A 21801-nucleotide genomic window follows, 5' to 3' on the forward strand; every position below is an offset into this window, starting at 1 on the left:
TTCAGCGTTTCTTGGCGCGCAACTGGCCGGAAAGCAGTAGCAACACGATGGACAGTCCCATGATCGCCAGAAACAGCACCACGGCCACGGCTGCCGCGTAGCCCATGGCGAAGGACTGAAACGCCTGATTGTAGGAAAAAAGCACCGCCGTCGTTGTGGCGCGCCCCGGTCCGCCGCCGGTCAGAACCACCACTTGGTCAAAAACCTGTAGGTTGAAGATCACGGCAGTCACAACAACAAACATTGTCGTTGGCATTAGAATTGGTAGCGTAACATGCCGGAAGCTGCGCCATGCGGACGCGCCATCCATGATCGCGGCCTCGCGCAGATGCTGCGGGATGCCCTGAAGGCCGGCCAAAAAGATGACCACCGAATAGCCCATCTGTCGCCATATCCCGATACCTATGAGTGTTGGCAAGGCCTGATAGCCGTCGGCAAGAAAGCCCTGACGCTCTATTCCCACGAGGCTAAGCAGATAGTTGAAAGGGCCAAAGGCCGGATTCATAATGTACAGCCACGCCACCCCGATCGCGACCCAGCTGGCAACCTGCGGCATGTAGAACACAGTGCGAAAGACTGCCATGCCACGCAGTTTCGTATCCAACATCACGGCGATTGCCAGTGACAAGATCGTGGCAGGCACCACCGTGCCCACGGTGTAGTAGAGCGTTACCCGAAACGCCTGCATCGCGCGTGGATCGTTGAACAGCCGCTCGTAATTCGCAAGACCAATGAAGCGCGGTGGTTGCAGCAATGAGTACTGTGTCAGGCTGAGATAGCCACCATACAGCAGCGGCGCGATTTTCAGTGCCAAAAACAGTGCCATAACAGGTAACACAAGGATCAGGCCCCAACGCGCCTCGGCGGGTGTGACCCAATCGCGATTGTACCAGCCTTTGCCAGATTTGGACATGCCGTCCCCTTATTGGCCCCTGTCGGGCGGCATGTGCCGCCCGACAGCGCAACTCAGTTGAAGCCGATGCCGGAGCGGTCGATGATCTCAGACTGGATTTCGCGAGCGGCGTTGTCCATGGCTTTTTGCGGGTCCATACCGTTGAGCATCAACTCATCCAACCAGACATTGATGATCGATTCATATTCTGAGAAATTCGGGTGCGCCGGATCGGGCGAGCCCCCCTCAAGCGCCAATTCAAGATACCGGGCGGCAAGCTGGTTCTCTTCGAAATACGGGTGACCTTCGGGGAGCAACGCGCCAGGGATCGACCCGCCAAGCCCGGCGAGCTGGACGATATTGTCAGGCTCGACGATCAGGAATTGCAGCAGGGCTGCTGCCGCTTCCTTGTTTTGCGATGTAGAGGTAATGCCGATCACATTGGCCCCAAGGCCTGCGCCGGCCATATCGGGCGTGCCCTGTGGCCCAGGAGGGACCAACCCAAGGCCTGCATATTCCAGAACATCCGGGAATTCATTCTGCCAGTTGCGGAAGGCGAAATTGTTATACACCATCGCGGTGCGTCCCTGACCAAGGCCCACATTATCTGCTTCAATCGAGCGGGGGACGTCACAGCATTCCACAAGTTGCTGCAAAAAGGCCGCGGCCTCGACAGCCTCGGGCGAATTCATGGTGGCGGTCATGCCGTCGTCTGAGAACATCGCACCGCCATTCCCCTCGACCATGCGCGTGAACATGTTGGAGCGGTTGAACGGAAAGGACGAGGAATAGAAACCCAACTGACTTATTCCACCATCGGCCCCGCGCACCGTCGCACCCTCAGCCCAGGCCAGCCATTCATCCCAGTCCTGGGGTGCCGCCGAGGCGTCATTGCCACCCGCCTCGATAAGGTCGGACCGCCAGCTCAGGCCATTTGCGGAAAACCATGTAGGAAGCATGGACCATGTGCCATTCCAAGTCGTCAACTCGACAGTTGCGGGCACAAAATCGTCAGGATCGAAGAATTCTGAATGATCGGCCAGCAATCCCCGTTCGGCAAAGCCTGCAACAAGGTTCGAGAAGCCGAAAATGATGTCAGGCAACGTGCCACCTGCTGCCGCAGTCGCAATCTGTTGCTGATAAGCCGACCATGAGGTGATCTCATAATCGACCGTGATACCGGGGTTGGCCTCCTCAAATGCCGGGATCAATTCCGCCAGCACAGCGCCATGCGCTTCTGGCGTGCCATTGAACCACATTCTGACCGTAGTGTCCTGCGCGCTTACGCTCGTCACGCCGATTGCTCCGATTGCACCTGCCAGCGCCGTACTCCGTAGCAACAACCCAAAATGCGTATTCATCATCATACCCCCTGTTTCAGACTTCTGGTTTTTATTGGGACGATGCTGACCGTACGAATGTCGTTTTGCAAGACGGTTCTCGCTGAATCAGACATTGGTTTGATCGAATGATCAAAATTTTTGCCGACTGGTCAGGCCAGAGTTCTGCCCGCGCCGCATGTCGCCTATATTCTCTGACCCATGATTGCCGATGGCTTGGGCGTACAGCGCCTATGCTAGGCAAGCAGTTCTGTCATGCTCTGGTGCCGCGTCCTGTCAGGCCAGTGTCCTGTAAATGTCCGGCGTGCCTGGTATAGCCCGGTTCGGTATAAGACGATCATCAAGGGATATTGGCATGGAAACAAATTTACTTCGAACCGACTTAAGAACATGGGCAAAGCCGGATTCTTCAAAGCGACGTTGCTACGCGACAACTGTCGACCGAGAGCAGCACTAAGACTGGCCGCTATCGCCAAATGCCGTGATTGAGATGCCGCCAGGTCAAAGGCGGCTTATACCAAGTCTCGCGAAATCTGACTCTTCTGAGGGTTTTGGGATTCCCAAATCTATGAAGATCTGACTCAATGGCGTCAGATTTTCTGGGGAGGGCCTCTCTATGGGCGCAGCGCTCGCGTTACGGACAGACTACGACGGCATGAAGTTGAGAGAACTTGCGCGAAAGACAAAGGATGCCAACCAAGCCCGCAGGCTTTTGGCGCTGGCGGAGATCTATGATGGCGGTCGGCGCAGCGATGCTGCTCGGATTGGTGGTGTTGGCCTACAAATTGTCCGTGACTGGGTGGAGCGGTTTAATGCCCGCGGGCCTGACGGCTTGATCAACGGCAAAGCTCCTGGTCAGCAGTCTAAGCTTAACGATGAGCAGCGCAGGGCGCTTGCTGCAATTGTTGAGAGCGGTCCGACCTTATCGGTCCATGGGGTCGTCCGCTGGCGCCTGAGTGATCTGAGGAAATGGATTGCAGACACATTTGGGATTTCACTTCACGAGACGTCGATAAGCCGGGAACTCAGGGCGCTTGGTTATGTCAAACTCACAGCACGCCCGCGCCATCACGCGCAAGATACAGCCGCACTGGAGGACTTTAAAAAAAAGGGTTTGCAGCCGCAGTAGCAAAGCTCCGCGCACGGCTCCTGCAAGGCACTGTGATCGAAGTCTGGTTCCAAGATGAAGCGCGTGTCGGCCAGAAAAACAAGATCACGCGCCGATGGGCGAAGCGCGGTACGCGACCTTCCGCCCCACATGATCAGCGCACGAGTTCAAGCTACATCTTTGGAGCGATTTGCCCAGCCCTCGGGAAAGCTGCAGGTCTTGTGCTGCCAGCGTGCAATACCGAAGCGATGGCCCTGCATCTTGCTGAAATCTCCCAAACTGTCGCACCCAAAGCACATGGGGCTGTGCTCGTGGATCAAGCCGCATGGCACATGACTGACAAGCTGGTCATTCCGGACAACATCACCATCATCCCGATCCCCGCAAAATGCCCAGAACTCAATCCAGTCGAAAACATCTGGCAATTCATGCGAGACAACTGGCTATCAAACCTCATCTTCGAAACCTATGAAGACATCGTAGATCATTGCTGCAAGGCTTGGAACAAATTGGTCAGCATGCCCGACACAATCACCTCCATTGGAACCCGCGACTGGGCTCAAGAGTTCTGATCAATGCTGATTGGTATTAGTCCATCCGCCCCTTGCGACGATCGGACCCGACCTCGACGCGTTCGGCCCTTGCTGACGGTCGGCCTGTCAGGCTAGTGTCTCCAAAGCGGCCGCTCAAGAAGCAAGCACTGCGCTGTTACCTTTCAGCGCCCTGCTACTCGAGAGAAGGTCATAATCGACCCGCCGCGGTCGCACCCGCGGCGGGTGACTGTTTCAAAAATCGCTCAGGTCGACGCGTCCGTCGCCATTTCGGTCAAGCGCGGCAAACAGGCGCTCGGTCGCTGTCAGGAACTCTTCTCGCGAGATGCGTCCGTCACCGTTTGTATCGTTGAACTCCACCGACATTGCAGAGTGGATGATCGCACCGGTGGGGTTGGCATTCTGGCCCTGTCCGCGACGCCCCTCGCCCTGCCGCTCGGCGCGGTTCTCGGCCTGACGCTCCAGCCGCAATTCCCCTTGGGCAGTTACCGTCTCGGCCATCTGCGCCAACTCATCCGCCGCCAGATAACCGTTACCATCATGATCGAACATGTCGAACATATCCCCCCGGTGCGTCTGCATATCGTCCAGCGAGACATAGCCGGTTTGCGACATGTCCCACGATGCGATGAAACTTGCGCCGCGCTGGCCGTTGCCTTGCGCCTGTGCGCCGGTCGCAAGCATCAGGGCGACAGTGCCGGCGCTGATCAGGGTGTTTGTCATCTGGTTTTCCTTTGTGATGTGGTGGCCTTTCAACGTGGTTGTGTGGCCTTTCTGTCGGGCATGCGGCAGCGGGTCGCATCTGCGCCGCGACAGATGCGCACAGTTGACTAGTTCCAACCTTCCCACGCTGGAAGGTTTGATCTGTGTCATGGATGAAAGGGCGTGTGGCACCGCAATGCATCCCCAGCAACACAGAGGAATTTGTCATGGCTTCATTCGACTTCACACGCCGCAAGGCGCTGCTTGCGGGCGCGGCGCTGCTGGCATCGCCTGCGATCTTGAGGGCGGGAGGGGTGCGTCTGCCACGTCTGGTGCTGCAAACGCCCGGCTCTGGCCCTGGCATCCTGATGGCACATGCACGTGCTTTGGGCCTGTTTGCCCCGATCGCCGATGAGGTCGATCTGTCGATCTGGACAACGGGAGATGAAATGCGCGCGGGGCTGGTGTCGGGCAGTGTGCCTGTGGCCGTGGTGCCGACGCAGGCGGCGGCAAGCCTCCATAATCGCGGGTTTGGCATCAAACTGGTCGCCACGCTGACCGAGGGGCATTGCGGGCTGGTTGCGCGCGGGATGGAGGGTTGCACCATCCCCGATCTGCGCGGGAAATCGGTGGTGGTGCCTGCCTTCAACGATTTCACTGGCCATTTGATGCGGCTGGCGCTGGCGCATCATGGCGTGGGGCTGGATGCGCTGACGCTGATCCCCGCCACCACACAGATGGAGGCCGCGCAGGTGCTGCTGTCAGGCCGCGCCGATGTGGCGCTTCTGGCCGAACCGGGGGCCACGGCGGCCCTGATGCGGGCGCGCGCAGATGGACAAGACCTGCATCGCGGCGTGCAGATGCGTGATGAACTGGGCCTGGTGACCGGCCTGCGCCCGTCACTGCCGCAAGCCGCGCTGGCCATGCGCGCCGATTTCGCAGCCGAGTACCCGTGGCTGGCAGGCGCATTGACCGCGGCCCTGACCGAGGCAGCTGAAGACCTGAACGCCAAGCCCGATCAGGCCGCCGAGAACGCAGCCCCCTTTCTTGAGCGCGCCGCCCCCATGCTGGCGCAGGCGATTCCTTTCGCCAATATCAACGTGCTGTCGGCCAGCGTTGCCCGCCCCGAGATCGAGGCGCTGTATCTGGCGCTGATTGCGGCTGATGCGGGCATCATCGGCGGCGCATTGCCGGATGACGGGCTCTATGCCCTCTGATCTCGTCCTCCAGCGTGCAAGCGCGCGACTGGTGGAATGGGCAGAGATGGCGCCCACTCTCGCCGCGCGCGACCTGTTGCGTTTTGGGCCGCCAGCCTTGGGCATCATACTGTTTCTGGCGGCATGGCAAGCCGCGCATTGGCATTACGGGGGCTTCATCCTGCCTTCGCCATTGCAGACGGCACTGGCGGTCTCGGTCACGCTGTCCAGTGCCAGCGGCTGGGCTGCACTGGGGGCGACATTCGGACGGGTCGGGCTGGCGCTCGGGTTGTCGGGAGTAATCGGCGGGGGGCTTGGGCTGCTTGCGGGCTATCTGTGGCTGATCCGCGCGACACTGGCCCCGGTGGCTACGATCCTGCTGGGCATGCCTGCGACAGCCTGGGTGATCCTAACGATGATCTGGTTCGGCCCTTCGCATGGCTCGATCCTGTTCACGATCGCCATCGTGATCGGCCCGATCCTCTATATCGGCACGGTTGACGCCGTGCTGACCCGCGACCGGCGGCTGGAGGATATGGCGGCGAGTTTCGGCGCGTCCCGTTGGGCGCGCTTCCGCACGATCGCGCTGCGGCAAATCCTGTCCAGCCTTGGTCCGGTCTTCGGCATTGCTCTGGCGCTGGGGTTCAAGGTCGCGATTATGGCGGAACTGGTGACCAATGTCGCAGGGCTTGGCGCGCAAATGGCGCGGGCGCGGTCGCATATGGATATTGATATGGCGCTGGCCAATGTTGCACTGGCGGTGGTGGGGCTGGTCATCATCGAGCATCTGGTCATCCGCCCGTTTCAGACGCGGCTGGGCGCATGGAAACGGGGTGCTGCATGAGTGGGCTGACCTTGGCCACGATCACCCAAAGCCTCAGTGGGCGTCGCGTGCTGGATACCGTTTCGCTGGTTATCCGTCCGGGCGAGCTGGTGGCGCTGGTCGGCCCTTCTGGCTGTGGCAAGAGCACACTGGCCGCAATTGCGGGCGGCATAATGAAGCCCGATCAAGGCCGCATCCTGCGCCAGTATCAGCGCCACGGCATGGTGTTTCAACAATCGCGCCTGCTGCCCTGGGCCAGCGCGCGCGACAATATCGCTTATCCGCTGACCGTTGGCAAACTGCCCCGCTCTCAGATCACTGCGCGCACGAATGCCGCCGCCCAAGCCGTGGCGCTTTTGTCCGAGGATCTGGACAAACTGCCCGCGCAACTCTCAGGCGGCATGCGCGCCCGCGTGGCTATTGCCCGCGCGCTGGTGGTCGAACCGGAATTCCTGATCTTCGACGAACCCTTTGCCGCCCTCGACCCAGCGCTGCGCCGCCGGATGCAGGATCTGGTGCTGTCACTGGCGCAAACACGCGGCTTTGGCGGGCTGTTCATCACCCATGATCTGACCGAGGCCGCGCGGCTGTCCCACCGCATCGCCGTAATGGACCGGCAGGGCAAGGGCATCCTTGGCAGCCTGACCCCGCCGGGCACGCCTGGCCAGCGCAATGAGGCAGAGATCTTCGGCTTCACTCAAGATGCACGAAATGACCCCTTGCTGCATGATCTGGTCAATGTGGATGAACGCGCCGTCACGCTCGACTGCGCCTGCGACACGCTAGGGTTTCAGCGCTGTTGTTGAGAAAGCTTGGAAGCGCCGTCGATCCCCGCCCGATGCGATTGATCAGCACCAGAGATAGCGACTCATGCTATGCTTGTCCGTCGGCCTGGCCGAGGACGTGGCGGGTTTGGAGGACAGGAGAGAAGCCATGTCCATCGAAACTTTACCTGCCCTTCGCCCCACTCGCGCCCCTTGGAACAAAGGCCGCATCATTGGCCAGAAGCGGCCACTTTTACCGAAACATGTCTGGTCCATCCGCGTCCGGCTGGAAATGGCTGACAACAGGCGCGATCTCGCGCTGTTCAATATGGCCGTCGACAGCAAACTCAGGGGTTGCGATCTGGTCTGCCTGAAGGTGAACGAAGTTTACGCCGCAGGCCGTGTCAAGGAACGTGCTTCGGTCACGCAGAGCAAGACGCGCAAACCTGTCCGGTTCGAGATCACCGATACGACGCGCGCGTCGCTGGAGCGATGGATCAAGGATCCCGAAATGATCGGTTGTGAGTATCTCTGGCCAAGCCGTCTCCATGCCAGCCCGCACCTGTCCACGCGGCAATATGCGCGGATCATGCGCGATTGGGTGCTCTCGATCGGGTTGGAACCAAGCGCTTACGGCACCCATTCTATGCGGCGCACCAAGGTTGCCCAGATTTACAAGAAGACCGGCAACTTGCGCGCAGTCCAACTGCTGCTTGGCCACACGAAGATGGACAGCACTGTGCGCTATTTGGGCGTTGATCTGGATGATGCGCTGTCCTTGTCGGAAGGGATCGATCTCTGAGCTTTGCCTGGCCGGTTCATACCGGCCAGGCATGTCGCTAAGGGCGACAATTTTCTTGACTTTGGGTCGCATGTCGCTTACGGCTACATCATGAAGCAGATCAGCTACACGAAATCCGCCATCAAGGTATTGCGACGGATGCCGGCGAGCACAGCTATGCTGATCCGCACCAAAATTGAGGCATATGCGACAGACCCAGCCTCGCAGGCAAACAACGTGAAATCCCTGAAAGGCCGAGAGGGGATAAGACTGCGTGTCGGGGATTGGCGGGTGATCATGGACGATCAGGGCAATGTCCTGGCCGTGCTGGGCATCGGCCCTCGGGGCGGCATCTATGACTGAAAGGGCATGACATGAACGAGATGGTGACGATTCCACGCGAAGAATATGATCGCCTGCGGGCCGCGGCTGAAGATCTCGCCGATTTGCAAGATTACGACAGCGCCAAGGCCGCACTTGCGGCGGGCGAGGATGAACTGATCCCAGCGGATTACGTGAACCGGCTGCTGAACGGCGAAAACGCTTTGCGCGTCTACCGGGACCTGCGCGGGATGACACAAGCCGCCCTGGCAGAAAAAGCGGGCGTGAACCGCGTGACCGTCGCCGAGATCGAAACCGGCCGTAAGCAGGGCTCGGTCGCGACCCTTCGGGCCTTGGCCAATGCGCTCGGCGTAAGTCTGGATGATCTGGCTGAGTAAGATCGGCCCTTTGGGGGTCGGTCCGCTCTCTTTGTCAGGTTACCAAAAGCTGCCATTCATTCGTCTCGCAGCATTTCTTTTTGAGCTTAGAAAGAGATAGAGAGCGACGTCACATGCAGTTGAAGATTTAGTCAACTATCGCAAGCGTGCATCGAAATTTTTGGCCAGCAAAAGCGTGTCGAACTCGACATCCCGGAACAGCCGTCCCTGCCATCGGGGGAAATCTTGGTTCCTCGGCGAAGCCTATGCCACCAAAACTGAACCCATGAAACTGCAATCTGATGTGAAACTGTATACATCTCAAGCAGACTGCATAATGCTCGCAAAGCATGACCACATCCCTTTTACGCGCATGAGGGATTGCATCCCTCGGAAGGCTATGAAAACTGTTAAACTGTGCTTGGTGATGGGAGGCAAATACGCCCTGAGCGTCAGACTTCATTTGGCGACACGTTTCCAAAATCCATAACCCGCGGTAATAACCGTTCGGAACATACTCCGAGCCGGAACGATCTGTTGACATCACGATTGGCCAGCAAGAATGCTCACTTTCCTGAAGACAAATCTGCGTTGGTTGGGAACAGGCTTCCTGCTGACCTTTGCCTCGGCATTTGGTCAGACATGGTTCATCTCGCTGTTCGCAAGCACCATAAAGGCAGAGCACGGGCTGACAGATGGCGCATGGGGCAGCCTTTACACGGTGGCCACACTCTGCGCCGCCGGGCTGATGTTCTGGCGCGGATCAGTGGCGGATACGGTCCCACTGTCACGACTTGCCCCTATTATGGCGCTTGTGTTCGCGGTTGCTTGCGTCGGGATGGCGGCGACAGGATCGATTTGGATTCTGGGCATATCGCTTTTTTTGCTCAGATTCTGCGGCCAAGGCATGTTCAGCCATATTGCCATGACCGCCATGGGTCGTTGGTTCGAGGCGACACGCGGCAAGGCGGTTTCGCTTGCAAATCTTGGCCATCCCGCAGGCGAAATCATTGTGCCTATCCTGATCGTCCTCTCGATTGCGGTGTTCGGTCCAAGGCCAGCTTGGCTGGGCACCGCTGCGGTCCTCGCCCTTGTCATCGCTCCGCTGCTCTGGGGATTGTTGCGAAATGATCGCGCGCCAAGGGGTCATGCCCGTGCGGCAAACACTCCCGGCCTTAAAGGCCGCCAATGGAAAAGGCGTGATGCCGCACAGCATTGGCTTTTGCCAGCACTTCTGCCGGTACTCCTTACGCCCGGCTTCATCAGCACAGTGACCTTTTTCCACCAGGCACATATCGCAGAGGTGAAGGGCTGGACTCTCGCCCTCATGGCACCCGGATACTCGGCCTTCGCCACTGCGACCGTGGCCTCTGCCCTCATCGCAGGATGGGCCGCTGACCGTCTGGGGCCACATCGTCTGCTGCCAATCCTGCTCTTGCCCATGGGGGTCGGCATCGCCCTGCTGGCGCCTTCGGGGCATGTGGTGGCGTGGTATGCAGCGCTTGGCTTTATCGGGATCACACAAGGTATTTCGACCACTCTCTGGGGTGTCTTGTTGCCAGCGGTTTATGGCACCCAACATCTTGGCTCGATCCGCTCCCTAACCATGATCATCATGGTCATCTCGACAGCCATCGGGCCCGGCATCACAGGCATATTGATCGACTACAGGATCAATTTTCCAGTTCAGAGCCTTTTCATCGGGGGCTGGTGCCTCTTGCTTGCGCTGGGATGCTGGATGATCTCTCACCGTCTGGCCCAGGAGTTATCTTTGACCCGAATCGAGCCTGCGTAATTACGTCCTTTACCCTGCTACGTTATCTTTATAATCGGTGATTTTTAACCCACATCCACTGCCGCTTGGGAGATAGCATCGAAGATAACCTTAAGTCGGTCCTCTAGGTTGGACGTAAGCAATGAAGCTTTGGTGAAAGAATTTGATCGAATGGCCTTCGTATAGAATCTATTATTTTGAGCTGGGTATACCTTGGTGTGCGCTTTCTGTTATCAGTCACCCAAGGACGGGTACCTTGTACCTTATCCCCTGAGCGCAGACGCCCCGGAAATGGTTTAGATTGCTAACATATGACCGACCCTGAGGATTTTGAGCAGATAGTATTGCTGATTGATGGCAGTCATGTAGATCGGCTGCGCTCAAAACTTGGCCGGGCACTTGATCTTATCAGGCTTCGAAAGTTCTTTGAGGGAGACGGTAAGACTGTCTCGGTGATTTATTACCGGGATGCGCGTGATATGGATGAATACAATCGCTTGACGCGTTTTTTCGACTGGCTGGAACGGCACGACATCGAGCGCCGGGGAGCGCAAGATTTCAGCGAATCCTGGTATCAACGGGAGCGGTATGGGACAAATCTCGCCGAGCTTGCCGCGGACGCAATTATCGCCGCTCACAAAGGCGCTGAACTCGTGTTCGTCGCAGGAGATGCGAAACTTTTGCCTTTGTTCAGGCGGCTCGAAGAGATGGATGTTCCCGTCACACTGATCTCAACGCGCGCGATCCCGAAGAGCATTGCGCCTCCACCGCCACTTATAGACTTGGCAGAGGACTTCATAGATATCAACGGGGACGCGCGCTTTTTCCATACTGGCGACTAGAAATATAGCAACAGAAGCGGGCTTTGCCACACTGCTTCGGAAGTTTGCCCTTTTCGAGTTGCGCAAGATATGTCTTTTCGCGTAAGCGTCGCACTAATCGCATGGACCCGGTGCAAGCCCGGGTGGCTCTTTCGGCCGCTGATCCGCCGGATAACCTGAATAAACACCATGAAACACCGGCGCACTGCGTGTCAGACACTGCCGGTCAGGAACCTATGACATGATTTCACTTAATGCTTACCGCGAGCAGTGGTTTGGCAATGTGCGCGGCGATCTGATTGCCGGGCTTGTTGTTGCGCTGGCGCTGATCCCCGAAGCGATTGCCTTTTCCATTATCGCAGGTGTGGACCCGAAAGTGGGCCTCTATGCCAGTTTCTCAATTGCTGTTCTGATTGCCTTTACCGGCGGCAGACCCGGCATGATCTCGGCGGCCACTGCGGCCACGGCTGTGCTGATGGTCACGCTGGTGCGCGATCACGGTCTGGAATATCTGCTGGCCGCCACTGTGCTGGCAGGGTTGTTGCAGATTGGTGCGGGCATCCTGAAGCTGGGCTTCATCATGCGGTATGTGTCGAAATCGGTGATGACCGGGTTTGTCAACGCGCTGGCCATCCTGATCTTTCTGGCGCAATTGCCCGAACTTGACCCGCGCGAGGTGTCGTGGATCACCTATGTTCTGGTCGCTGCAGGGCTTGGTATCATCTATGGCCTGCCAATGCTGACCAAGGCAATCCCGTCGCCTCTGGTGACCATCGTGGTGCTGACCATCGTGGCCGTGGTGCTGGGGCTGGATGTGCGCACTGTCGGCGATATGGGCGAATTGCCCGACACATTGCCAGTTTTTCTGATCCCAAACATTCCGTTGACGTTCGAGACACTGATGATCATCCTGCCCTATTCGGTGGCCGTCGCTGTTGTGGGCCTGCTGGAAAGCCTGATGACGCAGAATATTGTCGATGACCTCACCGACACAAAATCGAACCGCGATCAGGAGTGCATCGGGCAGGGCATTTCCAACACCGCCACTGGTTTTATCGGTGGCATGGCAGGCTGTGCGATGATTGGGCAGTCCATCATCAACGTCAAATCCGGTGGGCGGGGGCGCTTGTCGTCCTTCGCTGCGGGCGTCTATCTGCTGTTCATGATCCTGGTGCTGGGCGATCTGGTGAAACAGATTCCGATGGCGGCGCTTGTGGCGGTGATGATCATGGTGTCGATCGGCACATTCTCATGGTCGTCGATCAAGGCGCTGCGGGTGCATCCGCGCTCCAGCTCCATCGTGATGATCGCAACCGTGGTGACCGTTGTCTACACGCATAACCTTGCGATTGGTGTGCTGGTTGGCGTGTTGTTGTCGGGCATCTTCTTTGCCGGCAAGATTGCGCAGCTTTTCACCATGCGGACAATGATCTCCAAGGATGGCAGCGAACGCACCTACATCGTCGAGGGGCAATTGTTCTACGGCTCGGTCGAGGATTTCATGGACGCCTTTGACTTCAAAGAAGCGCTGGACAAGGTCATCATTGATGTCAGCCGCGCGCATATCTGGGATATCTCTTCCGTTCAGGCGCTGGACATGGCAATCTTGAAATTCCGCCGTGACGGGGCGGAGGTCGAGGTGATCGGCATGAATGAAGCGACCGAAACCATCGTTGACAAGCTTGCCATTCATGACAAGCCGGGCGCGATGGACAAGCTGATGTCGCATTGAAGGGGGACATGACATGACTGAACAACCACAGAAAATCGTGGCCCTTGTCGACGGGTCTGTCTATTCGGCCAGCCTGTGCGAACATGCAGCATGGATTTCGCAACGTACCGAGGCACCAGTGGAGTTGATCCATGTGCTTGGCCGCCGCGAGGCGCCCGAGAAGCGCGATCTGTCTGGCTCTATCGCACTGGGCGCGCGTTCTGCACTGTTGCAGGAACTGGCAGATATTGATGCGCAACGCGCGAAACTGATCAGCCATCGGGGCCGGGCCATTCTGGAAGATGCGCGCGCGATTCTGGATAAGGCCGGGGTCAATGAAATCACCACCCGGCTGCGCCAGGGGGATATTGTCGAAGCGATTGGCGAAATTGAGGAAGACGCCCGGGTTATCATGATCGGCAAGCGCGGAGAGGACGCGGATTTGGCCAAGGGTCATCTTGGCTCTAATCTGGAGCGTATCATCCGCGCCAGCCACAAGCCGGTCTTTGTCGCCTCACGCGCATTCAAGCCCATCTCGAAAGTGTTGGTCGCCTATGATGGCGGCACATCCGCCATGAAGGCTGTCGATCATATTTTGCGCAGCCCTTTGTTTCAGGGCTTGACAGTGCATGTCGTCACAGTGGGCACAGCAACCGCAGAGGTCAAGAAAGGTCTAGCGGATGCAAAAGCCCTGCTGAAGGCGGCGGGACTGGACGCAGAAACCTCGGTCCTCCCGGGCCAGCCTGAAACCGCATTAGGCAAAATGGTGGATGAGGCGGGTTTTGACATGCTGGTCATGGGCGCTTACGGTCATTCCCGCATTCGCACGCTGATCATCGGATCAACCACAACCGCGATGATCCGGTCGTGCAAAGTGCCGGTTGTTTTGTTGCGCTGATATTATGAAGGAACCTACCGACTCTGAGTTGGCGCAACGCTACCGACCGCTTCTTGTGTCAGAAGCGAAGGAGTTGCGCGTAAGCTCGGAACAGACTTCGAAAGATCGGCGCCCCGTTGAGCTAGATCAGCAAAGCGTGGGTCGATTGAGCCGGATGGATGCGATGCAGCAGCAGGCAATGTCGGCGGCAAAGGAAGGCCGCCGACGCGCCCGGTTGATTGCAATTGAAGCAGCTTTGCGGCGGCTGGAGGAGGAAGGCGAGTTTGGCTGGTGTTCTGAATGCGGAGATTTCATCGGGACCGAACGGCTTGACCTTGACCCGGCGCTGATGCGCTGTGTCGACTGCGCACGCTGAACAAAAACCATGCGGCCAGTTTCAGGAAATCTGGTCGTTACTGTTACTTGCTAGATAAACCGTCTGTGTGAAGGGACGGTTGGTCAGCGGGTTATGGAAGGTGACAGGCTCAGCCCATGCGGATGGGAAAACCTGAGACAGCCGGCTCAAGAACCCCTGATCTGTGGGATCGTTTGACCACAAGCCAAAGATACCTCCGGGGCGCAGGTGCTTGCGGACCTTCGCAAGCCCCTCAGGCCGGTAGAAACTGTCGCTGCGCGCATCAAGCAGCATTTCCGGAGTATGATCAATATCCACCAGAACAACATCGAACAGCTTGCCTGGGCGGGTCGCATCGAAGCCAGTTTCGCTTGCCGCCATCGCAAAGAAGTCGCCCTGCACCAGTCGACAGCGTGTGTCCTCAGCAAGCATGTTACCCATAGGAAGTATACCGCTCTGGTGCCATTCGATCACCGGCTCAAGGAATTCAACGACCACCAGCTCTTTCACCGCTGCATGTTCCAGCACGGCCTGTGCGGTATATCCAAGCCCGAGCCCACCAACCAACACATCGAGAGAGGTGCCCTGACACGCTGAAACCCCGAGCCGGGCCAGCGCGATCTCTGACGCCGTAAAATAGCTGGTCATCAGGAATTCGTCGCCAAGCTTTATCTCGAAGACATCCATACCGAGCCTCAGGTCATGTCTGCGTCGAAGGCTGAGCGCGCCAATCTGTGTAACGGAGTAGTCGAGTTCTTCAAAAAATTGGCTCATGAGAATAGCCCGCGGGCCTTGCCACCTTTCCTGTAAGTCTATCAGGGGTAGGTTGAAAGTACATGTAAAAAGTTCACACTCGGTCGATAGTGCTGTTGCTCGAACAGTGCTTGATCACGTACCGCTGTGTCGCCGACAGGGCTGCACCCCGGTTTTGAACCTGTTTTTTATGGGCAATCGGCTGATATTTGAAACACCTGCCTCGGGGAGGAGTGTCAGGCGCGCAATCGCGTTTTCTGAAAAGACGTAATCGAGAGGGCAACAGTGAACGCTCACCATCATGCTGCAGGTCTGGTTTTGGCAAGCTCGGCCAGATTGCGTCGTCCACAAATGTTTTCCTTTCTGGACATCACAGCGCTATCGCCTAAGGCATTAAATATAAACATCTTTTTAAAAGCCTACGGCTGACCCTTTTTTGGACACTCATGATCATGCCCCTGATCCGTGCGCCAAAGCGAGCTGTGCAGAGCACAAACCATCACACTTCGACACGCCACAGTGGGTTCATACCAACAAAGGTACGTAACCCACCACAGGAATTTCTGCGTTGACCTGCATTCATGCGCTTTTCGTTGATTTTGGTCCTCCTGTTTTCACTTCATTTCTACGCTGCTTTTTTCGGGGGCAGGATACCGAGCGTGTCGCGGAGCTTTTCTTCTGAGAAGTCGTACTCGCCGAGCATGTTGATGTGAGCCCATGACATGGGGGAGTGGGCTGCAATCAGGCGCAGCAGAATTTCCCTGGCCCCGACGTCCGGTGCCTTTTCGACCTGTCTGGTGAGGTAAAGATAATTCCAGCAGATGATGGAGTTCCGGATCAGCCGGTTACAGCCCTCTGCGATCTCCTGTTCTTCCTTTTCGGTCTGGGTGTATTCGCGTGGGTTTCCGACTGCCACAGCGCGGGTGAAACGGTTGGCGAGTTCGACCTTGTTGAGCTGTTTTTCGATGGCCTGTCGGAGCGCCAGCCCATCGACATAGCGCAGAATGAAGAGGGATTTGATGATCTGCCCAAAGGCTTTCAGGGTCTGGTATAAGGCATGCTGGCGCGAGTAGGAATTCAGCCGCCGGAAAATATCGGAGGCGGTGTTTTCCTTGAGTTTGATGGTGGCCACGAGGCGCAGAAGATCATCCCAGTTGTCGCGAATGGCGTCCTCATTGATGGTCTTGTCCGGTCGGATGACCCAGTCGGGATCGGCCTGGTTTTTTGGTTTGAAGATATAGAGGGTCTGTTTGCCGATGCCTTTGATACGTGGGGCAAATGAAAACCCAAGCAGATGGGTCAGCCCGAAGACAGCTTCCGTGTACCCATGGCTGTCGGTGGAATGAATATCGCTTTTCACGACGTCGTTGTGCATGAGCCCGTCGATCACATAGGCGCTTTCGCGATCTGCGGCGCTGATCATCAAGGAATGCCAGAGGAAGTTGCGCTCGTCGACAAAGGTGTAGGCGCTGACCCCCTGACGAGCTATGCGGGAATTTGGGTGATGGCATGAATTGAAAGGCGGCGTATTGTGGCGGGTGTCAAAGCCAGCCAGAACCTCACGAGGAGCAATACGCCTATGAAGAACGATACAACCATTCTACCGTTTCGCCAATCAGAAACTATCGTCGACCCGCTGACAGAACTGGCACGGGAAGGCGCACGCCGGATGCTGGCGGAAGCGCTGAAAGCCGAAGCTGATGCATTTGTGGCCAGCTTTGCGGACGAGAAGCTGGACGATGGCCGCCAGCGGATCGTCCGCCATGGACTTGGCCCTGAACGTCAGATCCAGACGGGCATTGGCGCTCTGAATGTGCAGCGCCCCAAAGTGCGTGACCGGATGGCGGCACTCGATCCTGCGCAAAAGATCCGCTTCACCTCGAATATACTGCCGAAATGGGCGCGCCGCTCGGTCAGCTTGGACGCGCTGTTGCCCGTTCTCTACCTGAAGGGCATTTCCACGGGCGATTTCCAGGAAGCGCTGTCAGCCATTATGGGCCGAGCTATGCACCCAACCTGTCTCCGAGTGTCATATCCCGCCTGACCGCAGGTTGGCAGGCAGAATATGATGCCTGGGCGCGGCGTGATTTGTCTGCGCGCAATTACGTCTACATATGGGCAGATGGCGTCTATCTGCAGGCGCGCATGGAAGAAAATGCCGAATGCATGCTGGTGATCATCGGAGCCACACCGGAGGGCAAGAAGGAACTGATCGGCTTTCAGGTTGGGCTTCGGGAAAGCTCGCAGAGCTGGCATGAATTGCTGAGCGATCTCAAGGCTCGGGGCCTGTCTGTCGCCCCCAAGATCGCGGTGGGCGATGGCGCCTTGGGGTTCTGGAATGCATTGGACAAGGCATTTGGCAGCACGAAGCACCAGCGCTGCTGGGTTCATAAGGTGAAGAATGTGCTGAACTGTTTTCCCAAGCAGATGGCCGCAGCCGTGAAATCTGATCTCGATGATATCCAGCATGCCGCTACGAAAGCGGAAGCGAAGGCCGCAATGGATCTGTTCAGTGAGAAATATAAGCAGAAATACGAAAAAGGCGTGAATTGCCTGACCAAGGACAGTGACGCCTTGCTGGCTTTCTTCGACTTCCCGGCTGATCACTGGGGCCATCTGCGCACGACGAACCCCATTGAGAGCGTCTTCGCCACGGTTCGGCACAGAACGGTTCGCACAAAGGGTGCGCTCTCGCAAAAGACCGCGAAACTGATGGTCTTTACCCTCATTCAGGCCGCGTCCAAGAAATGGTTGCGCCTCAATGGCAGAAATCAGTTGCCAAAAGTCATCGAAGGAATCACATTCAACGACGGCGTCGAAGTGATTTTTGACGCACCAAGCCGCGCCGCCTGAAAATGCGCGTCACCCAAATTCAAGCATAGCTCCCCCCTGACCTTGCCCGAAGTACTTGAATGATCGGCTGGCATGCAGGCTGTCGCCGCGCACCACGAACTTTTGACCGTCACTTGCGGTATGGAGCTGATCCCGTGTTTGGCGATAAAGATTCGGCAACTCCATTTCATCCATGGCCTTGAGCACGGCATCATTGGCCGCCCGGATGTTTTCCAGTGAGAAGCGCCAATTCACGGTGTGATCCAGTTCGCTTTCTGTGACGCTGGACGATATCCTTGCCATCTTGCGCACGCCGATCCCGCAGCCCAGTCCCATGATCCCAGCCAGCAACGCGGGATGCGATGTAGCCTGTCGTACATGGGTTTGCTGCCAGTGTTTGAATGATTGCAGCATGCTGCAGTGATTGTTGACGGTCTCCAGCACCTGCGCGAGTGTCACGTCATGGCGCTGCGGAAAAAGATCGCCCAATGGATCAGTGTCGCGGGCATCAAGCGCCGGGGTGGCAATGTGGAATGTACCGTCTTTGCGCAGTTTGAGATGGGGATTACCCGCCGCGCGATCGTTGGTTGCTTTGTATTGTTCCGTGAGTGCCGCATTCAGCCTCGCCAGAATGGGTTCAGGAGCAGCAAACTCCGTTAGACCTGCGCGTTCCAACAGCCGGGCCTTTTCCCGGTGCCAGCGGTTCTTGTCGATCAGATAGGCGTCCATGGGCCGGTATTTGTACGAGCGTTCGACATTCAGATCACCGGACTTGATAGCAGCGGTGACTGCCTGAAACAGAAATACCTTGTAGAGCGATACCCGGAAAGAGCCATCACCTCGCATAACAGCCGCCCGCTGTTCAGCGTCGAGAAAACCCATTGGCGCGTGGTTGGCGGACAAATCCCCATCGTTTCTGAAGTGATCAACCGCCTCCAGCAACGCTGCCGCCCGACTGGATGGCATAAAGGTGAGTGCCCGCAGCAAGGGGCTGAGGCGATTTTGCAGCTTCACAGATCGCGCTTCCAGAATGTCATGCCAACCGGCTTCACCGGTAGTTGCAGCCAGATCATCCTTGAGCCGGCTGAAATCGTCTGTCTTGCCTTGATCGAGAAGGGCCTGCGTTGCAGTGATCTTTTCTGCGTCTGACAGGTTGGCAGCGGCCATGACGCTGCGGATATCCCGCAGAACACCGAAGACGGCTCTCTCCAGACCCTCAATGACAATGCCGATCTGCCGCTGCTGATCCTTGCGTTCTTGCACCAGGGCTTCCTGATAGTCCCGAGAAGCCGCTGACTTGAACGACGCCATCACGCTGAACCAGAGATCGATTATGTTATCCTGACAGCGATAGAACTGATGGGCGACAAAGGCGGCTGCATGGATGTGACGGTCGTTTCGCTCCCGGCGCTGCATCTGGAAGATTTCCGATCGCAGGACACTGCCTGCAAAATACCGGATACCGGCTGTGCCAAGGTCAAGTATTGAGAGAACGGCGTCCAGCCGATCATGCAACTCTGACAGGACCTCGAAATCGGCCACGGCCTCTTTGATTCTTGAGGGGCTGGTCGATTGTGACAGTTTCTTCAGAAGGGTCAGGCGATACCGGTTCTGATCGTCAGGAGCCGTGAACAGATCATCGAGCAGGTGCCGCGCTTCGGCGGGTAACTGACTGTCCATCAATGCAATCAGCTCTGCTTTGCGATCATGCAGACCGGCGCGGATTAGATCATTCAGCCGATAGGCGGATGGCACCTGCACACGGTGCTGGATCAAGAAGTCCACGCAGCGATCAAAGATCAGACGCGGCTTGAGATGCATCCGTGCCATTGTCGCGACCTCGGTAGCGAGGGCATAGCTCGCACTTTGATCAAACGGCGCAAACCCATGGAAATCCAGAATTTGACGTTGGTGACGCAGGCGGGTTGTCTCCGTATATTGGGTCGGTTCAAATGCGCTTTGGGGCAATTTCAACTGGTGTATTGCTGCTGCAATGTCACGGTCGCGAAAATCCTGGGGCTGATAAAACCGCTTTGTGGCTTTGAAATACCCACACATCAGCAGGAAGCGGATCTGACTATCAGGCGTGCGCAGGCCCTTTGCGATATCCATCAGCCCTTTGGGGAGAGTCAGGAACTGCTTGCGTTCCTTGTGATCAAAGACGGGTGGTTGATCAAACGCGTATTGTTCAATGGCGGTAAGAATCCGCATTCTGGCCATGGTCACTCCAAAAAACTGATGTTCTGAAAACCGTCGTTTTGGGAATGCCAACACGTCAGAATGCAAAACGGGATTAAAGCTAGTCAATCATACACAGTTTCCTTGTTCTGAAACACGAGTTCCGATACGGTTGTGTAAATAGGTTTTAAGAACAAATATCATGCTCATCGGATACGCTCGTGTCTCAACCATGGATCAGAACCCTGCTTTGCAAATGGATGCATTGCAGGCTGCGGGTTGTGAAAAAATCTACATAGAGAAAGCATCCGGCTCTCACCGGGAACGTCCCCAACTCAAAGCAGCCCTCGAATATCTACGGGAAGGCGACACTCTGGTTGTGTGGAAATTATCGCGTTTGGCGCGATCCCTGACGCAAGTCATCAAAACCGCCGCAGATATCGCGGAACGTGGCATCGCATTGAAAGTGCTTACCAAAAATATAGATACCAGCACACCCGAAGGTCGGTTGTTCTTCCACATGACCGCTGCTTTTGATGAATTTCAACGGGAACTGATTGTCGAAAATACCCGTGCCGGTCTTAAGGCTGCTGCAAAACGTGGGCGACGGGGTGGACGGCCAAGGGCTATGAATGAGCAAACCATCAAACATGCCGAGGCAATGCTCAAAGACACTGAAAACTACCCGTTCATCGGAGATGTAATCGATCAGCTCAAGATCGGACGAACAGCGTTCTACAGATACTTCCCAACAGATCGCATCAAACAGCTACGCGCGGACCATGCCGAAGTCCACCAAACGTAGTTAAATCCTGTGGTGGGTTACGTACCTTTGTTGGGATGGACCCCGCGTGTAGCTTATCCGGGCTCGCGGGCTGATCTGTGACCAGGGTGCTGATATCGAGCAGAACATAGCCCATCCGGTCACTGCCGACATAAATCGCGTGGCCATACCGCCCGTCCGGCAGGTTAAAGGCAAAGCCGTGACCGGGTTTAATGCCGGTGCGCTTGGTGAATCTCTGGGACAGGATATCAAGCCCCTTGCCGACGCCCTCGGGGTCTTCGCCAAGCCATTCCCCATGCCCGTCATATTCGACACCATGCGCCGCGGCGAGGGCTTCGATCCTTAATATGGCGTCATCCAAGTCGTCTTCTGCGCCAAGCTCTTCGCGCAGAACAAGCCCGCCGCTGATGTCGCGGGTGGTCAGCCCATCGGGCAGGGCTGCGCGCAGGGCTTTGAGCTTTGCTCGCGTGCCGTAAAGGAAATGTTCAATCATCTGCACTTATCCTCTCTTGAAACACGCGCACGGCATCCAGCCGCACGAAAACCCGCCCACCGTCAGTGCGGTGAAATGCCGCCAGACCACGCAGGGGCCATTGGTCATGATCGTCGGTCGTGACCATGCCGTGAAACGCCACGTTCTCAATGCTTTGCCCAGAGGACAAGAGAAGATCATACCGGCGGTCACGCCCGAACAGGTCACCCGCTTCTTGCAGCGTGACGCTGGCGGGCGTCCTGCCAATACGCGGCAGGAATTTGAAGAACAGGCTCAGGACCATGACCGCGCTGATGCCGACCGTTGCGAAGATCAGCGCGTGGATCAGAAAATCAATTGTGTCTTGCATCAATGCCTCCGCGCAAGCC

General features: G+C 57.1%; 21 protein-coding genes, 2 pseudogenes and 1 other annotated feature. Of the genes and pseudogenes, 14 read left to right on the forward strand and 9 right to left on the reverse strand.

The window, feature by feature from the left end:
• Position 1: 1 nt before the first annotated feature.
• Both BD293_RS18745 and BD293_RS18750 read right to left on the reverse strand, forming a co-directional pair.
• Positions 2–913 (reverse strand): carbohydrate ABC transporter permease, encoded by a 912-nt coding sequence (locus BD293_RS18745; RefSeq protein ID WP_142084931.1) that lies wholly within the window; start codon positions 911–913, stop codon positions 2–4.
• Between the two features lie 53 nt (positions 914–966).
• Complete coding sequence (locus tag BD293_RS18750) at positions 967–2187, reverse strand: ABC transporter substrate-binding protein (protein ID WP_170207222.1); 1221 nt, start codon at positions 2185–2187, stop codon at positions 967–969.
• Between the two features lie 661 nt (positions 2188–2848).
• Between BD293_RS18750 and BD293_RS18755 the strand changes: the two genes are divergently transcribed.
• Positions 2849–3912 (forward strand): IS630 family transposase gene (locus BD293_RS18755; RefSeq protein WP_142079576.1). Its coding sequence is split into 2 segments (ribosomal slippage): positions 2849–3334 and positions 3337–3912, totalling 1062 coding nucleotides; the frame shifts between segments, so codons are not numbered across the junction.
• 213 nt (positions 3913–4125) lie between these two features.
• On the opposite strand, the gene BD293_RS18760 is transcribed toward BD293_RS18755, so the two are convergent.
• On the reverse strand, positions 4126–4614 hold the full coding sequence (locus BD293_RS18760) for an EF-hand domain-containing protein (protein ID WP_170207223.1): 489 nt from the start codon (positions 4612–4614) through the stop codon (positions 4126–4128).
• Positions 4615–4820: 206 nt separating this feature from the next.
• On the opposite strand from BD293_RS18760, the gene BD293_RS18765 reads away from it, so the two are divergent.
• The 11 genes from BD293_RS18765 (at position 4821) to BD293_RS18815 (ending at position 14414) form a co-directional block, all read left to right on the forward strand.
• Positions 4821–5810 (forward strand): ABC transporter substrate-binding protein, encoded by a 990-nt coding sequence (locus BD293_RS18765; protein WP_170207224.1) that lies wholly within the window; start codon positions 4821–4823, stop codon positions 5808–5810.
• A 46-nt stretch (positions 5811–5856) separates the two neighbouring features.
• A complete protein-coding gene (locus tag BD293_RS18770) occupies positions 5857–6633 on the forward strand; it encodes an ABC transporter permease (protein ID WP_170207225.1) in 777 nt (258 codons plus the stop codon).
• On the forward strand, positions 6630–7418 hold the full coding sequence (locus tag BD293_RS18775; protein WP_142084939.1) for an ABC transporter ATP-binding protein: 789 nt from the start codon (positions 6630–6632) through the stop codon (positions 7416–7418). Before BD293_RS18770 ends, BD293_RS18775 begins: the two co-directional genes overlap by 4 nt.
• Positions 7419–7545: 127 nt before the next feature.
• Positions 7546–8178: a tyrosine-type recombinase/integrase gene (locus BD293_RS18780; RefSeq protein WP_142084941.1), complete on the forward strand. Its 633-nt coding sequence runs from the start codon at positions 7546–7548 to the stop codon at positions 8176–8178.
• 90 nt (positions 8179–8268) lie between these two features.
• A complete protein-coding gene (locus BD293_RS18785) occupies positions 8269–8520 on the forward strand; it encodes a type II toxin-antitoxin system RelE family toxin (RefSeq protein ID WP_142084943.1) in 252 nt (83 codons plus the stop codon).
• Between the two features lie 11 nt (positions 8521–8531).
• A complete protein-coding gene (locus tag BD293_RS18790) occupies positions 8532–8876 on the forward strand; it encodes a helix-turn-helix transcriptional regulator (RefSeq protein ID WP_142084945.1) in 345 nt (114 codons plus the stop codon).
• A gap of 541 nt (positions 8877–9417) precedes the next feature.
• Positions 9418–10650, forward strand: a complete 1233-nt coding sequence (locus BD293_RS18795; protein WP_142084947.1) for an MFS transporter — start codon at positions 9418–9420, stop codon at positions 10648–10650.
• Positions 10651–10940: 290 nt separating this feature from the next.
• On the forward strand, positions 10941–11471 hold the full coding sequence (locus BD293_RS18800) for an NYN domain-containing protein (protein ID WP_142084949.1): 531 nt from the start codon (positions 10941–10943) through the stop codon (positions 11469–11471).
• Between the two features lie 100 nt (positions 11472–11571).
• Positions 11572–11627: a sequence feature (sul1 is cis-regulatory element that is thought to sense ions involved in sulfur or methionine metabolism; They are found in Alphaproteobacteria), on the forward strand.
• 64 nt (positions 11628–11691) lie between these two features.
• Positions 11692–13182 (forward strand): SulP family inorganic anion transporter, encoded by a 1491-nt coding sequence (locus BD293_RS18805; protein WP_142084950.1) that lies wholly within the window; start codon positions 11692–11694, stop codon positions 13180–13182.
• Positions 13183–13195: 13 nt separating this feature from the next.
• The gene (locus tag BD293_RS18810; RefSeq protein WP_142084952.1) at positions 13196–14059 is read left to right on the forward strand and encodes a universal stress protein; all 864 of its coding nucleotides are present in this window, start codon (positions 13196–13198) and stop codon (positions 14057–14059) included.
• Between the two features lie 4 nt (positions 14060–14063).
• Positions 14064–14414: a TraR/DksA family transcriptional regulator gene (locus BD293_RS18815; protein ID WP_142084954.1), complete on the forward strand. Its 351-nt coding sequence runs from the start codon at positions 14064–14066 to the stop codon at positions 14412–14414.
• Positions 14415–14435: 21 nt separating this feature from the next.
• On the opposite strand, the gene BD293_RS18820 is transcribed toward BD293_RS18815, so the two are convergent.
• Both BD293_RS18820 and BD293_RS18825 read right to left on the reverse strand, forming a co-directional pair.
• Complete coding sequence (locus tag BD293_RS18820; protein ID WP_142084956.1) at positions 14436–15167, reverse strand: spermine/spermidine synthase domain-containing protein; 732 nt, start codon at positions 15165–15167, stop codon at positions 14436–14438.
• 604 nt (positions 15168–15771) lie between these two features.
• Positions 15772–16737 carry a Tn3 family transposase gene (locus tag BD293_RS18825; RefSeq protein WP_142084957.1) on the reverse strand — a complete coding sequence of 322 codons (966 nt, stop codon included), beginning with the start codon at positions 16735–16737 and terminating at the stop codon, positions 15772–15774.
• On the opposite strand from BD293_RS18825, the pseudogene BD293_RS18830 reads away from it, so the two are divergent.
• Positions 16726–17999 (forward strand): annotated as a pseudogene (locus tag BD293_RS18830) (IS256 family transposase). The gene BD293_RS18825 and the pseudogene BD293_RS18830 overlap by 12 nt on opposite strands.
• Positions 18000–18008: 9 nt before the next feature.
• Here the strand turns inward: BD293_RS18830 and BD293_RS18835 are convergent.
• Complete coding sequence (locus tag BD293_RS18835) at positions 18009–19520, reverse strand: Tn3 family transposase (protein ID WP_246086394.1); 1512 nt, start codon at positions 19518–19520, stop codon at positions 18009–18011.
• 237 nt (positions 19521–19757) lie between these two features.
• Positions 19758–20198 (reverse strand): annotated as a pseudogene (locus tag BD293_RS23620) (DUF4158 domain-containing protein); the annotation flags it as partial.
• A gap of 160 nt (positions 20199–20358) precedes the next feature.
• On the opposite strand from BD293_RS23620, the gene BD293_RS18840 reads away from it, so the two are divergent.
• Positions 20359–20961 carry a recombinase family protein gene (locus BD293_RS18840; protein WP_142084961.1) on the forward strand — a complete coding sequence of 201 codons (603 nt, stop codon included), beginning with the start codon at positions 20359–20361 and terminating at the stop codon, positions 20959–20961.
• Here the strand turns inward: BD293_RS18840 and BD293_RS18845 are convergent.
• Both BD293_RS18845 and BD293_RS18850 read right to left on the reverse strand, forming a co-directional pair.
• Positions 20918–21433, reverse strand: a complete 516-nt coding sequence (locus BD293_RS18845; RefSeq protein ID WP_142084963.1) for a ribonuclease E inhibitor RraB — start codon at positions 21431–21433, stop codon at positions 20918–20920. The two genes, BD293_RS18840 and BD293_RS18845, sit on opposite strands and share 44 nt — an antisense overlap.
• Complete coding sequence (locus BD293_RS18850; RefSeq protein WP_142084965.1) at positions 21426–21782, reverse strand: hypothetical protein; 357 nt, start codon at positions 21780–21782, stop codon at positions 21426–21428. Before BD293_RS18850 ends, BD293_RS18845 begins: the two co-directional genes overlap by 8 nt.
• Positions 21783–21801 lie beyond the last annotated feature (19 nt).

It is taken from the genome of Roseinatronobacter monicus (assembly GCF_006716865.1).
GTDB lineage: Bacteria > Pseudomonadota > Alphaproteobacteria > Rhodobacterales > Rhodobacteraceae > Roseinatronobacter > Roseinatronobacter monicus.